10 protein-coding genes are annotated in these 13505 nt (G+C 70.2%); 6 read left to right on the top strand and 4 right to left on the bottom strand.

Annotated features, from left to right (window positions below; all coding sequences use genetic code 11):
• Positions 1-305: 305 nt before the first annotated feature.
• The 4 genes from ACFXQA_RS03005 to ACFXQA_RS02990 all read left to right on the top strand — a co-directional run bounded on the left by ACFXQA_RS03005 (position 306) and on the right by ACFXQA_RS02990 (position 6266).
• The gene (locus ACFXQA_RS03005; protein ID WP_394518306.1) at positions 306-1460 is read left to right on the top strand and encodes an exonuclease SbcCD subunit D; all 1155 of its coding nucleotides are present in this window, start codon (positions 306-308) and stop codon (positions 1458-1460) included.
• A complete protein-coding gene (locus tag ACFXQA_RS03000; RefSeq protein ID WP_394518305.1) occupies positions 1457-4492 on the top strand; it encodes an AAA family ATPase in 3036 nt (1011 codons plus the stop codon). Before ACFXQA_RS03005 ends, ACFXQA_RS03000 begins: the two co-directional genes overlap by 4 nt.
• Positions 4493-4513: 21 nt before the next feature.
• The gene (locus tag ACFXQA_RS02995) at positions 4514-4699 is read left to right on the top strand and encodes a hypothetical protein (RefSeq protein WP_394518304.1); all 186 of its coding nucleotides are present in this window, start codon (positions 4514-4516) and stop codon (positions 4697-4699) included.
• A 61-nt stretch (positions 4700-4760) separates the two neighbouring features.
• Positions 4761-6266: an MFS transporter gene (locus tag ACFXQA_RS02990; RefSeq protein WP_394518303.1), complete on the top strand. Its 1506-nt coding sequence runs from the start codon at positions 4761-4763 to the stop codon at positions 6264-6266.
• Here the strand turns inward: ACFXQA_RS02990 and ACFXQA_RS02985 are convergent.
• Genes ACFXQA_RS02985 through ACFXQA_RS02975 form a run of 3 tightly spaced genes read right to left on the bottom strand, consistent with a single transcriptional unit; the run spans position 6254 to position 7155 of the window.
• On the bottom strand, positions 6254-6811 hold the full coding sequence (locus ACFXQA_RS02985) for a phosphorylase family protein (RefSeq protein ID WP_394518302.1): 558 nt from the start codon (positions 6809-6811) through the stop codon (positions 6254-6256). The two genes, ACFXQA_RS02990 and ACFXQA_RS02985, sit on opposite strands and share 13 nt — an antisense overlap.
• Positions 6812-6823: 12 nt before the next feature.
• Entirely contained in the window at positions 6824-6955 is a 132-nt protein-coding gene (locus ACFXQA_RS02980; protein WP_394518301.1) for a hypothetical protein, read from the bottom strand.
• Positions 6956-6960: 5 nt separating this feature from the next.
• Positions 6961-7155, bottom strand: a complete 195-nt coding sequence (locus ACFXQA_RS02975) for a hypothetical protein (RefSeq protein WP_394518300.1) — start codon at positions 7153-7155, stop codon at positions 6961-6963.
• An 87-nt stretch (positions 7156-7242) separates the two neighbouring features.
• On the opposite strand from ACFXQA_RS02975, the gene ACFXQA_RS02970 reads away from it, so the two are divergent.
• Positions 7243-7737, top strand: coding sequence for a DUF427 domain-containing protein (locus ACFXQA_RS02970; RefSeq protein WP_394518299.1), 495 nt, complete (start codon positions 7243-7245; stop codon positions 7735-7737).
• 9 nt (positions 7738-7746) lie between these two features.
• On the opposite strand, the gene ACFXQA_RS02965 is transcribed toward ACFXQA_RS02970, so the two are convergent.
• Positions 7747-9804 (bottom strand): NAD(+) synthase, encoded by a 2058-nt coding sequence (locus ACFXQA_RS02965; protein WP_394518298.1) that lies wholly within the window; start codon positions 9802-9804, stop codon positions 7747-7749.
• A 95-nt stretch (positions 9805-9899) separates the two neighbouring features.
• Here ACFXQA_RS02965 and ACFXQA_RS02960 point away from each other — a divergent pair, with 95 nt between their 5' ends.
• Positions 9900-13430 (top strand): TM0106 family RecB-like putative nuclease, encoded by a 3531-nt coding sequence (locus ACFXQA_RS02960; RefSeq protein ID WP_394518297.1) that lies wholly within the window; start codon positions 9900-9902, stop codon positions 13428-13430.
• Positions 13431-13505 lie beyond the last annotated feature (75 nt).

Here is a 13505-nt window from a genome sequence, read left to right as displayed (position 1 = left end):
GCGTTACTACCTGGCTCGAACGCGCGCGATCGAGATTCTTCCGGAAAGGGTAGTCGTGCTGCCCCTAGTGGGGCGTTGGAGCGGCCGGCACAGCGGCGATGTGGGCTACCTGTCTACCGCGCAGTACCTCGATCCGGCAGATGGGGCATATGGCTTCGCCGCGAGGTGACATCCGTCGTGCGGGTCAGTGGCCCTGATAGCCGAAATGCTCCGACGCCGATCGATTCCCCATCCTCGCGGATGACGTTCAGGGCTTCGCGGGGAGCCTGAGAGCCCGTGTCGGGGGCTCCGCGTACCGTGCTGGTATGCGCATTCTGCACACCTCCGACTGGCACATCGGGCGGTCGTTCCACGGCCACCCGACGCTCGACGCGCTGCGGGGCGTGCTCGACGCGCTGGTCGCCCAGGTGCGCGAGAACGACGTCGACGTGGTCGTGCTCGCCGGCGACGTGTTCGACTCGGCGGCACCGGCCGCATCCTGTTACTCGGTGCTCAGCGACACGCTGTTGAAGCTGTCCGAGACCGGAGCGCGGGTCATCGTCACGAGCGGCAACCATGATTCCGCCGCCCGTCTCGGGTTCCAGTCGGCACTGTTGCGCTCAAACATCACGGTTCTGACCGACCCCGCCGCCGTCGGTACCCCGGTCACCGTCGACGACGCCGACGGGCCAGTGCATTTCTACGGCATCCCCTATCTCGAACCGGCGATCGTCCGCCACCGCTGGGAGGGCGTCGAGCTACGCAGTCAGGCGCAGACCCTCGGCCACGTGATGGGAATGGTGCGCGACGACCTCGCTGAGCGGGGCGGTCGGTCGGTCGTCATCTCGCACTGCTTCGCCGCGGGGGTCGAAGCCACCCCGGGCGTCGAGCGCGAGATCCGCCAGGGCAGCCTCGACGTCGTGCCGCTCTCGGTCTTCGACGGCCCCGACTACGTCGCGCTGGGCCACATCCACGGGCGACAGACCCTGTCCGACCGCGTTCGCTACGCCGGCGCGCCCCTGCACTACAGCTTCGGCGAGGGCGACAAGCCGCGCGGGTCGTGGCTCGTCGACTTGGATGCTGAGGGGCTGGGTTCGGTCGTGTGGCTCGATCTACCGGTACCCCGTCCGTTGGTGACGCTTCGCGGAACGCTCGAAGAGCTGCTCGAAGACCCCGCTCATGCGCGGTACGAAGACTCCTGGGTCTGCGCGCAGTACACCGATGCGACCCCGCAGCTCGATCCGATGCGGCGACTGCAACGGCGGTTCACCCACTGCGCCACCGTCGTTCACACCCCGATCGGTGGGGCGGCCGATGACGGCGACGACTACGTCGCCCGGGTGCGGCGCGCGCGCGACGACATCGAACTCGTCGACGCTTTTCTCACCCATGTCCGCGCGGGGGAGGGCGCCACAGCCGCCGAGAAGGCCCTGCTCCGCGAGGTCGTCGACGCCCGCACGATGGTCGAGGCGAGCGCGTGAAGCTCCACCGGCTCGAGCTCGCCGGGTTCGGGCCGTTCCTCGAACGGCAGACCGTCGACTTCGACGCCTTCGCCGACGACGGCATCTTCCTCATCGCAGGACGCACCGGAGCGGGCAAGTCGAGCGTCCTCGACGGCGTCTGCTTCGCGCTGTACGGCGGGGTGCCGCGGTACGAAGGAGCCGAGAAGCGGCTGAGAAGCGATCACTGCTCGCCCGACGACCCGACCGAGGTCGTGCTCGAATTCACCGCCGAGAGCGATCGTTGGCGGGCCACGCGATCGCCCGAGTATGCGCGCCCGAAGCGACGCGGCGGCGGCACGACGAACGAACCGCATCGCGCCGTGCTCGAACGGTGGGAGGGAGGCCGCTGGGTCGGGGTCGCCGCGCGCCCGGTCGACGTCGCAGCCCGGCTCGACGAGATTCTGGGGCTCACCCAGCAGCAGTTCCTCCAGGTCATCCTGCTCGCCCAGAACCGATTCGCGCGGTTCCTCCTCGCCAAGAACGACGAACGACAGGCTCTGCTGCGCACCCTGTTCGCCACCCGGACCTACGAAGACTACGAGCGCGAGCTCGAAACGCGGCGCAAAGACGCCGAGCGGGCCCTCGTCGCCGAGGGCGACAGCGCTCGGGTCCTCGTCGCCGAGGGCGAGATCCTGGCGCGGGAGTCCGACCTGCAGGGGACCGCGCCGACCGACGGTGAGCCCGGCTCGACGCCGGCGGCGGGGCCCGACCCCGACGCGCTCCCCCTGGCAGAGCGCTTGGCGGCTCTCGTCCGTGCCGTCGAACGCGCCGAATACCGTTTCGACACGCTCGCCCGCGCGCGAGATGCCGCCGATGCCGACCTGGCCGCGGCGACCGAACTCGAACGCGCTGCCGCCACCCTTCGTTCCGCCCAAGAGCAGCGCGCCACCGCACGGATGACGCTCGATCGGCTCGACGCCCGGGCGACCGAGGTCGCGGCCGAGCGGGCCGAGCTCGAACTCGCCGACGCCGCAGAATCGCTGCGCACCGTGATCGATGCCGTCGAGCGGGCCGAAGCCGCCGAACGGCGAGCCGCCGACGCGGAGCGCGCGTCGCTGGCACGGTGGTCGGCGCTCGGCGAGGTCGCGGTCACGGCCGAGGCGCGGCGCGACCGAGAAGACGAACTCGCGGCCGTGATCGCCGCGAGCGATGCGGCGCTCGGCGCCGAGGCAGACGCCGCTGCCCTGGCCGAATCGGTGACGTCGGCGCGGGCGCGCGTCGCCGACATGGAGCACGAGATCGCGACCCTCGAAGAGCGACGCGCACCTGTGCCCGCGCGCGTGGTGCAGCTGGACGAACAGCTCGCAGAGGTCGCGGGGGCCGCCCAGACAGCTCAGGCGACTCAGGCTCTCGTCACAGAGACCGACCGCCGTCTCGCCGCGGCGCGTGAAGCGGAAGCGCTCGAGACCACCGTTCGCGCGGCCGAGCTCGCCGCTCTCGACGCCGCGCGGGCCGTGCAGACGGCCGTGGCGAGGCTGACCGGGCTCCTCCAGAGGCGACTCGACGGCGCCGCCGGCGACCTGGCCGCAACCCTCGTCGACGGCGAACCCTGCCCGGTGTGCGGCGCGGCCGAGCACCCGCACCCCGCCACCGTCTCCGGTGAATCGGTGAGCGACGACGAGATGGCCGCCGCAGAGGCCTCCAAAGACGCGGCCGTGCAGGCAGACGCCGTGTCAGCGTCGGTGTGGCGCGAAGCCCGCGAGGCGCACGCCTTGGTCGCGGCCCGAGCGGGCGGCGACGACGTCGGTACGCTCGAGGCCGCACACGGTGCCGCTGTCGCCGCTCTCGCCGACGCCGACGCCGGTGTCGCCCGGGCGGCCGCTCTCACCGCCGAGCGTGCCGAGCTTTCGGCGCTCGCCGGGGCGGCAGAAGCCGAACGCGGGCGCCTCCGCGACGAGCTCGTCGCCGCACGACAGCGGGTGGCGCTCGACGAACAGCGTTCGGCAGCGGCCACCGCCGTCGTCGAGTCCGCCCGGGGTTCCTTCCCCTCCGTCGCCGCACGTCGCGCAGACGCAGTCACGCGACGTGACGCGGTTCGCGCGCTCGCCGATGCCGCCGCCGAACGCGCGCTTCTGACCCAGGTGCTCGCCGGTGCCCGCGCCGATCGAGACGCACGCCTGTCTGCGTCTACGTTCGACGGCACCGCCGCCGTACGCGCGGCCCTCCGTGACCCCGCCGTGCGCGCGAGGCTCGATTCCGGTGTGCGCGAACACGAGAGCGCCGCCCGTGCGGCGAAGCAACGGCTGCTCGAGCTCGAGCTCGCTCTCGTCGACGCACCCGACGAACTCGTGGATCTCGAGGAGCCCGCCCGCGCGGTCGCCGAAGCGCGCGCGCGATTCACCGCGGCCATCGCCGCGGTGACGGCCGCCGAAGGTGTCGCCCGGCGCCTGCGCGACCTCACCCAGCGCGCCGATGCCGCGTCGCGGGGGATCGCGACGCTCGCCGATCGGCATGCGGTCATCGCCCGCCTCGCGCACACGGTCGCGGGCCGCGCACCCAACACCCACCGCATGACGCTCGAGACCTTCGTGCTCGCCGCCGAGCTTGAAGAGATCGTCGGGGCGGCGAACCTCCGGCTCGAAGAGATGTCCGCGGGCCGTTACCGCTTGCAGCACTCCGATGCGCTCGCCGCGCGGGGCGCAGCATCCGGTCTCGGTCTCGAGGTGATGGATGCCTTCACCGGGCAGGCGCGCCCGCCGCAGTCGCTTTCGGGCGGCGAGTCGTTCCTCGCGTCGCTCGCCTTGGCGCTCGGGCTTGCCGAGATCGTCACCGCCCGCGCCGGTGGGCTGCGGCTCGACACGCTCTTCATCGACGAGGGATTCGGCTCGCTCGACGACGACACCCTCGATCTCGCGATGCGCACCCTCGACGAGTTGCGGCAGGGAGGACGCACGGTCGGGGTGATCAGTCACGTCGCCTCGATGAAAGAGCAGGTGCCGGCCCAGCTCGTGGTCGAGGCGACACCTCAGGGCCCCAGCGTCATCCGCCAGCAGGCCGCGATCGTCGCCTGACCGGGCGGTTAGGCTGGTCCCATGAACAAATCGACCATCTGGAGTGTCCTCGGAGTCATCGTCGCGGTCGTCATCGCGTGGTTCCTGGTGAACGTGCTCTTCTCGGTCATCGCCTTCGCCTTCAAGCTGCTGATCGTCGCAATCGTCGCCGTCGTGGTGTTCTTCATCATCCGGTCGCTGTTCTCCCGCGGTCGCAACGACGTCTGACATTCTCACCGGGTGAGCAAGGGGGTCGCGCTTCGGCGATCCCTGGCTAACCTGATCAGTGATGTCTGATGCGCCTACCTCCCAGAAACGGGAGGGCGCACACCCTCCCACCCAAGACATTCAGCTGAGCCCGAGCCACCGGTGGCGGGCCTACTGGATCGCTGTCTCGGTCGCGGCGCTCACGATCCTCGACCTGAGCAAGGTCAACGTCGCACTGCCCTCGATCGAGACCGCGCTGGGCGCGGGTCCGACCGAGTTGCAGCTGATCGTCTCGGGCTACATCCTCACCTTCGGCCTCGTGCTCGTCCCCGCGGGGCGTCTCGGCGACCAGCGCTCGCGACGCACACTGTTCCTCGTCGGGCTTTCGCTCTTCCTCGTCACGAGCCTCGCCTGCGCCCTCGCCCCGACGGCGCCGATCCTGCTCGTCTCGCGGCTGCTGCAGGGCGTTGCCGCCGGCATCCAGATGCCGCAGGTGCTCGGGCTCATCCAGCAGCTCTTCCAGGGCAAGGAGCGCGGTCGCGCTTTCGGTCTCTTCGGCGCCACGATCGGCATCGCGACAGCTTTCGGCCCGACCCTGGGCGGCCTCATGATCGCGCTCGGCGGGGCCACCGACGGCTGGCGCCTCATCTTCTGGATCAACGTTCCGCTCACGCTGATCGTCATCATCCTGGCGGCGTTCTTCCTGCCGAGCACACGAACGAAATCGCACCGAAAAGTGCAGCTCGACCCCGTGGGTGTTCTGCTGTTCGGTCTCGCGGTCACCGCGCTGATGCTGCCCTTCCTCCTCACCACCGGCTCGCCCGAAGACAACCCGGCGCGGTGGTGGCTGCTCGTCGCGGGAGCCGTCTTCGTGGCGGCGTTCATCGCGTGGGAGCGCAGCTATTCGGCGAAGGGCCGCGTGCCGCTCATTCCGTTCGAGGTGTTCGCGCACGCCTCGTACCGCAACGGTGTCTTGATCTCGACGACCTACTTCGCCGCCCTGCCGGCGACATTCATCCTCACGACCCTGTTCCTCCAGAGCGGTCTCGAACTCGAGCCCGTCTTCGCCGGGATGGTCACGATCGGCTTCGCCGTCGCCTCCGCGATCTCATCGTGGATCGGTGGCAATCTCGTCTCGCGCATCGGTCGGCCGCTCGTCGTGTGGGGTGTGGCCGGGCTGCTCGCCAGCATCATCGGCATGGTGTCGGCCGCGCTCTTCCTGCCGCCGGAATGGGCGCTCCTCGGCATGGGCTCGATCCTCGCGGTGGGAGGGTTCGCCGGTGGCCTCGTGATCTCGCCGAACCAGACCCTGATGCTCGCCGACATCCCGGTGACGCAGGGCGGACTCGCCGGTTCGGTCGGCCAACTCGGGCAGCGCATCGGCACGGCGATCGGAACCGCGGTCGCTCTCGCACTGTTCTACTCGACGGTCTACGCCGAACAGGGCACTCGTCCGACTCTCGACGTCTACCACGACGCCTACCTCTACGGCATGATCTCGGTCGCGATCTTCCTTGCGCTCTCGTTGATCGTCGGAGTCGTCGACCTGGCGGGGCGGCGACAGCGGGGCGAACCTCAGACGCCGTAGTGCTGGCGGATGCTGTCGCGGAGCCATCCGCTGCAGACCCGGGCCGCGTCGTCCCACTCTTCGGTCGCGCCGTCTTGCGCCCGGTCGCTGACGGCGCGGAAGATACGGATCGGCACGCCGAACTCCTGCGCGACCCACGCCAGCGCGTACGACTCCATGTCGACCATGCGGGCGCCGAGCGCCCGGATCGCGACCACGGCGTCGGCGTCGTCGATGAAGTGATCGCCCGTGGCGATCATCACTCCCTCCGCGGCGAGGTCGACGCGCGCGGGCAGGAAGACGTGCTGCCCGACGATCCCGTCGAGATCCGACACGTCGTGCTGAATCGCGGCGGCGATCTCGTGGACGCCCGAGGGCAATTCGGGGTCGATCGCGCCGGCGGTGCCGACGACGACGATCTCGTCGTACTCCGCAGCGGAGAGGGCGCGAGTGAGCGCGTAGGCGGCAGGGATCTTTCCGACGCCCGTGAGGAGGGTGACGAAGCCCGGCAGGGCGTCTTCGAAAGCGACGAGTTCGGAGGTGTGGGCGGCGACGAGAAGTTTCACCCGCCCATCCTCTCAGCCCCCGTTGAGGATGCCGATGACACCCGAGATCAAGAAGTACAGGGCGACACACGTCACCACGACCCAGATGCCGATACGGGTCGGCGTGGGCTTCTTCGGGTCTTGATCGGGGTTGGACGGCAGCATCCGGTTTATGACCTCACCATGTCGACGACGGAGACGATGACGGCCAGCAGGCCGCCCGCGACGGCGATGGCCGCGATGAACGGACCGCCGCCCGCGAAGAAGGCGACGACGCCGAGCGCGATGAACGCGACACCCACGATCAGACCGATGATCTGGTAGACGCGGTATCTTCCGCGCCCCAGTTGCCGTTCGTCTTCCACGGGTGAAGATTACCGGGTTCCGCGGCGATCCCCTTTTTCGCAGCGTACGGGCTTGCCGGATGAGCGCGGATTCGTCAGGCTCGAACGATGAACACACCCCGCCCCGACGTCGTCCGCCCCGGTCAGGAATCCGTCTGGGACTACCCGCGCCCGCCCCGGCTCGAGCGAGTGCGCGCTCGCGTGCAGATCGACCTGGGCGGTGTGCGCATCGTCGACACCGACGATGTGGTGCGGGTGCTCGAGACGAGCCATCCGCCGGTGTACTACCTGCCCATCGCCGCGTTCGGCGAGGCCCTCGTGCCCACCGACGGCGCGTCGTTCTGCGAGTTCAAGGGGGCGGCCCGCTACTTCGACGTGCGCGGGGGCGACGCCTCGGCGGAGCGCGCCGGGTGGAACTACCCGCGTCCGCTGCCGGGCTACGAAGAACTGTCGGATCGCGTCGCCGTGTACGCCGGACCCATGGATCAGTGCGTCCTCGACGGTGAAATCGTCGAGCCGCAGCCGGGCGGGTTCTACGGCGGATGGGTGACGTCGTCGATCGCCGGGCCGTTCAAGGGCGTTCCGGGTTCGCGTGGGTGGTGAGCCCAGCCCTCAGTTCGGGTAGAGCTCGGGGAGCGCGGCGTGCAGTTCGTCGAGCCATACCTTCGCGTTGCCGTCCGACGGCGCACGCCAGTCGCCGCGGGGCGACAGCGACCCGGCCGGCGACACCTTCGGGCCGTTCGGAATGGCCGAGCGCTTGAACTGCGCGAAGCCGAAGTAGCGCTGCAGGAAGACCTCCAGCCACCGGGCGACGGTCGCCAGGTCGTAGGAGGGGCGATCGTCTTCCGGGAAGCCGGGAGGCCACGCTCCGGCGTCGGGATCGGCCCACGCGTGCGCCGCGAGGAACGCGATCTTCGAGGGGCGGAGGCCGAAACGCAGCACGTGGAAGAGCGTGAAATCGTGAAGGTTGTACGGACCGATGCGATCCTCGGTCGACTGCATGCGGCCGTCCTGCCCCGCGGGCACCAGCTCGGGGCTGATCTCGGTGTCGAGAACCGCCTGCAAGACGCCGGCCGTCGACGCATCCATCTCGCCCGATGACACCACCCAGCGGATCACGTGCTGGATCAGCGTCTTCGGGACGCCCGGGTTGACCGCGTAGTGACTCATCTGGTCGCCGACGCCGTACGTCGCCCACCCCAGGGCGAGTTCCGACAGATCGGACGTGCCGATGACGATCCCGCCGTTCTGGTTGGCGAGACGGAAGAGGTAGTCGGTGCGGAGCCCTGCCTGAACGTTCTCGAACGTGACGTCGTGCACCGGCTCGCCCGCCGCGAACGGGTGCCCGATGCGGGCCAGCATCTCGGATGCTGCGGGGCGGATGTCGATCGTCTCGATCGAGGCGCCGACAGCCTTGGCGAGGGCGATCGCGTTGGCCTTGGTGCCTTCGCTGGTCGCGAAGCCGGGCAGCGTGTACGCGAGGATGTCGCTGCGTGGACGCCCCATGCGATCCATCGCGCGCGCGATCACCAGCAGAGCGTGCGTGGAGTCGAGTCCGCCGCTGACGCCGATCACGGGCTTGGGAGACCCGATCGCGCGCAGGCGCTGTTCGAGACCCGACACCTGGATGTTGAACGCTTCGTAGCAGTCTTGCGCGAGACGCGCCGCGTCGTCGGGGACGAACGGGAAGCGGTCGACCGTGCGCCGAAGACCGACGTCGGTGGCGGGGGGACGAAGCTCGAAGTGCACGGTGCGGAACGAGGGCGCGTAGGTGCGACGGTTGTCGTCGAAGGTGCCCTGGCGCGCGCGGTCTTGTCGGAGGCGGTCGAGGTCGACGTCGGCGACGCTGCGGCGGGGCCCGTCGGGGAAGCGCTCGGTCTCGACGAGAAGCTGCCCGCCCTCGTAGATCATCGTCTGGCCGTCCCACGACAGGTCGTTCGTCGACTCGCCCATGCCCGCCGCGGCATAGGCGTACGCGGCCAGGCAGCGGAGCGACTGCGACTGCGCGAGGATCTTGCGGTCGTCGGCGCGGGCGATCGTGATGGGGCTGCCCGAGAGGTTGAGCAGCACGGTGGCCCCGGCGAGGGACGCCTCGGACGACGGCGGGACGGGCACCCACATGTCTTCGCAGATCTCGGCGTGGACGACGAGCCCCGGCACGTCGAGCGACTCGAACAGCAGGTCGGGTCCGAACGGCGCTTCGAGACCCGCTACGCGGATGTCTTCGCCGGCCTGGTCGTCGCCCGCCGCATACCACCGACGTTCGTAGAACTCGCGGTAGGTCGGAAGGTACGACTTCGGCGCCACCCCGAGCAGCTCGCCGCGGTGGATCACCACCGCGCAGTTGTAGAGGCGGTTGCGGTGGCGCAGCGGCGCCCCGACGACGAGGACGGGGAGAAGGTCGGCGGATGCTTGGACGAGACGCGCGATGGCCGTCTCCGTCGCATCGAGCACCGCGTCTTGGAGGACGAGGTCGTCGATGGCGTATCCCGTGAGGCAGAGCTCGGGGAAGACGGCGACGGCGACCGCATCGGCGTCGCACGCGCGGGCCGATTCGAGCACCGCGTCGGCGTTGGCCGCAGGGTCGGCGATCGAGATCGGAATGGTGCACGCGGCGACACGGGCGAATCCGTGCCGGTAGGCACTCGAGAACGGGAGAGCGGTGCTCATCGCCCCAGTCTCGCAGGTGCGGCGGACGAACCGACAGAGCGGGGCCGACCCGTGCTGTCGGTGCTCCCGGATAGCCTCGAAGGCGGAAGGGCGACATGCGATACATCGAGAACGAGGGCCGGCTCGTCTGGAGTGCCAGCGACCTGAAGGCGGCGGCGGAGTGCGAGTTCGCCTGGTTGCGCGCCATCGACGCGAAGCTCGGGCGGGTGCCCGCCGTCGAAGACCCCGAAGACCCCACGCTCGAACGCGCGGGGCGGCTCGGCACGGCGCACGAGGTGCGCGTGCTCGGCGAGTATCGCGAGCGCTGGGGCGACGCGGTCGTCGAGATCCCCGAGACGCGCTCGTCCGACACCGAGGGCATGGCGGCGGCCATCGCGGCCACGAATGCCGCACTCGCCTCCGACGCCGAGGTGGTCTACCAGGCGGCTTTCGCGACCGACGAGTTCGTCGGATTCGCCGACTTCCTGGTGCGTTCCGACGACCGTCGCTGGGTCGTCCAAGACACGAAGCTCGCCCGCCGGGCGCGCGTGACCGCCCTGATGCAACTCGCGGCATACGTCGACCAGCTCGATCGGCTCGACGTGCCGCGCGCAGAGACGGTCGAACTGCTGCTCGGCGACGGCACGACGAGCGTGCACCGCATCGACGATCTGCTGCCGGTGTTCCAGCTGCGGCGGGCGCGTCTTCGGGCGCTGATCGCCGATCGCGACGTGCCCGGCGGATCGGGCGGAGACCCGATCGCCTGGGGCGACGCCCGGGGCGAGCTCGAGGTGGTCGCGTGCGGCCGCTGCGCCACGTGCGAGCAGGAGGTCATCGCATCTCGCGACCTCCTCCTCGTCGCAGGCGTGCGACCGGTGCAGCGCGCGCGCCTCCGCGCGGCGGGCATCACGACGATCGACGAGCTGGTGGCAGCATCCGTTCCTCCCACCGGCATGAACGCCGAGGTGTTCGCCATGCTGCGTACCCAGGCGAGGCTCCAGCTCGCGAGTCCCGCGGGAGTACCCGGTGCCGAGCCGGTGTCGGCCGGGCCCGCGATCCCGACGTACGAGGTCGTCATGCCCGCCGCGCTCGGCGGACTCCCGCGGCCCGACCGCGGTGACATGTTCTTCGATTTCGAGGGCGACCCGCTCTACACCGAGGGCGATTCGACGGTGTGGGGGATCGACTACCTCTTCGGGTGGGTCGACCTCGATGAGACCTACTCCTCGTTGTGGGCGCACAGCTTCTCGGAGGAGAAGGCGGCGCTCGAACGATTCCTCGACATCGTCGCGCTCCGTCGGCAGCAGCATCCCGACATGCACATCTACCACTACGCACCGTACGAGACGACCCACCTCTTGGCGATGGCCGCCCGGTACGGCGTCCGCGAGGGCGACGTCGATCGCCTCCTGCGCGACGGTGTGTTCGTCGACCTCTACCCGGTGGTCCGGCGGGCCCTGCGGGTCGGTTCGCGGTCGTACTCCATCAAGAAGCTCGAGCCGCTGTACATGGGCGACGAGGTGCGCACGAGCGACGTGCAGCGTGGAGACGACTCGATCGTCCGTTACGTCGAGGCGCGGGCGCTCGCCGACGCGGGCGACGCTGTCGCATCTCGCGAGGTGTTGGCCGACCTCGCCGACTACAACCGCTACGACTGCGTCTCGACCAGGCGGCTGCGCGACTGGCTCGTCGACCGCGCGCGCGAGACGGGCATGCGACCGTCCGGCAACCCCGAGCCCGAAGAGGCGGGCTACGAGCCGTCCCCGCGCGCGACGGCGCTGCAGAAGCTGGCGTCGCGGGCGGAGTTCGGCGAGGTCGACGCGCAGGCTCTGCGTCTGGCGGCCGCGGCGATCGACTACTACCCCCGCGAGGCCAAGACCTTCTGGGCCACCCATTTTCTGCGGCTGCGCGAACCGCTGTCGCTGTGGGACGACGACCGCGACGTGGTGGTCGTCGACATGGCCCGCTCGCGCGTGGTCGAACCGTGGCACTTCCCCGAGTCGGGGCGCGGCAACGAACGTCGGATCATCGAGTTGCGCGGCGAACTGGCCCCCGGAACCCGGCTGAGTGCGGGGGGCTCTCCGTATGCGGTGTACGACCTTCCGGCGCCGTTCCCGATGGAGGAGCGGCCGCGCTGGATCCACGGGGCGCGGGGTGTGCGCGTGATCGAGGTGCTCGACGACGGGGCGATCGTCGAAGAGACCGCCGTCGACGGCAACACCTGGGAGCAACTGCCGTTGGCGCTGGCGCCGGAGTCGCCCCCGCGGGCCGGCAACCAGCAGCTCGCGATCGATGCGTGGGCCGACGCCGTGGTCGAGGCCGCGCCGGGGCTGCCGGCAGACCCTGCTACCGACATCCTCCGCCGCCGCCCGCCCCGGACGCTCTCGGGAGCGCTGGCCCCGCAGGCGGGCGACGACGTCGCGGCCATCGTTCGTAGCGTGCTCGACCTCGACCGCAGTTACCTCGCCGTGCAGGGCCCCCCGGGTACGGGGAAGACCTACGTCGGCTCGCACGTGATCGCCCGCCTCGTGCGCGAGCACGGCTACAAGATCGGCGTCGTCGCCCAGTCGCACGCGGTCGTCGAGCACATGCTCGACCGGGTCGTCGACGCGGGTGTGCCCCCGCGGCAGGTCGGCAAGGCCCCGAAAGACCCGCACGCGGCCGGTCTGAGCTTCACCCCGATTCCGAAGAACGGCGTTCCTTCGTTCGCGAGCGAGAACGCCGACATCGGGTTCGTCGTCGGCGGCACGGCGTGGGACTTCAGCCACGAGGGGAGGGTGCCGCGCGGCAGCCTCGACCTGCTCGTGATCGACGAAGCCGGGCAGTTCTCCCTCGCCTCGACGATCGCGGTCTCGCTGGCGTCATCGCGGTTGCTGCTTCTGGGCGATCCGCAGCAGCTGCCGCAGGTGAGCCAGGGCACGCACCCCGAGCCCGTCGACACCTCGGCGCTCGGCTGGGTCATGGACGACGCCGAGGTCGTGCCGCCCGACTACGGCTACTTCCTCTCGCGCACCTGGCGCATGCATCCGAACGTCGCGGCGCCGGTGTCGCTGCTCTCGTACGAAGGCCGGCTGGCCGCTCACCCCCTGACCGCGGTGCGTTCGCTCGAGGGCGTCGAGCCCGGGCTGCACACGGTGCCGGTGCGCCACACCGGAAACGCGACCCGGTCACCCGAAGAGGCGCAGGCGGTCGTCGACATCGTGGCCGGGCTCGTCGGGCGGGCATGGATCTCGAGCGAGATCGACGACGCGGGGGTACCGGTGGCGTGCCCGCCGCGGCCGCTCACGGCAGCCGACATCATCGTCGTGACCCCGTACAACGCCCAGCAGGTCATGGTCGAACAAGCGCTCGAAGAAGCCGGCTTCGGTGACGCACGGGTGGGGACGGTCGACCGCTTCCAGGGGCAGGAGGCGGTGGTGGCGATCGTGTCGCTCGCGGCCTCGTCGGGGCGCGATGCCCCCCGCGGGCTCGAGTTTCTGCTGCTGCGCAACCGACTCAACGTGGGGCTGTCGCGTGCCATGCAGGCGGCCTACCTCGTCTACTCGCCCGGTGTCCTCGACGACCTGCCGCGCACCCCCGAGGGAGTGGCGCGACTCAGCGGCTTCGCCCGCCTGGTGCTGCCGGACTCACCCCACCTGTCGCACTGACGGAGGTGATTTCACGTTCGGAGGGTGAAGATCACGTGGTCGGCCCTCCGAAGCTGAATTCTCCTCCGGAGCTGC

The sequence above is a fragment of the Microbacterium shimangi genome (assembly GCF_043556445.1).
Lineage (GTDB): Bacteria > Actinomycetota > Actinomycetes > Actinomycetales > Microbacteriaceae > Microbacterium.
Note: the sequence above shows the minus strand (reverse complement) of the source record. Positions and strands in the feature narration are given on the sequence as shown.